This is a genomic window from Chryseobacterium sp. CG10_8 (assembly GCF_058117085.1).
In genome coordinates this window covers 1-784 of record NZ_JBYVEB010000263.1, presented here as the reverse complement: position 1 = coordinate 784, position 784 = coordinate 1, and the positions used below count along the sequence as shown (strand labels likewise).

The following is a 784-nucleotide window of genomic DNA, read 5'->3' as shown; positions in this document are numbered from 1 at the left end:
ATTTTTTCGATAATTCTTCAATATCAATATCATTTGTAAAATCATAATGCTCCCAAATTTCAGAATAAAATCTAATGAAATTAATGGTTTGTTTCAATTTATAAGTAATGTGACTGGGTTTCTCTTCGATATAGTTTAAAAATTTTGAGATTTCAATCGTATATTTCGTTCTTTTTTCTCCAACTTCTGAATTGACAAATTTTTCGTAAGATTTATATTTTTCACAAATACTCATTATTTTGTAAATAATGTATGTATCAAATTTGTATTGGTTTGGAATTGTAATTCCATCAATATTAAATCGCTTCTTAGTTTCACTTAGGATTTCGAGTGGATTATGAACCAAAAATTGTCCAAATAAAATTCCAAAATCGGAATTTTGTAAAAAACTCATTTTTTCTTCATATGTAGCATTTTCATTTGACATAAACTGAGAGGGTGAAGTATCTATAACATTAAATTTTCTTTCCTTATTTTCGTTTATTTTCAATTTTTTAGCAGTTCCATGATCTCCCATTTTTCTATGAGAAGAGTTATCATCAGAAATAGGTTTCAAAATATTAGACAAAAGCCTTTGTTGAAGTAAATATTGTTCATTATTTACATCAATTATACCTGCATAACCACTATCTTTATTTTCTCTCTTTGGGTTTATTACGATGGGAATCTGATAAGAGTCATTTTTATGAAAGAGTTCATCAATCCAATCTCCAACAACCCAAGAATTGAATGCATATAATGAATAATTAACAATCATTGAATAGAAGAAATCATCTAAAATAAA

The 784-nt window shown here is 26.0% G+C and carries 1 pseudogene; it reads right to left on the bottom strand.

Features of this window, described 5'->3' with window-relative positions:
• Positions 1–784 (bottom strand): annotated as a pseudogene (locus AC4AGG_RS16645) (hypothetical protein); the annotation flags it as partial.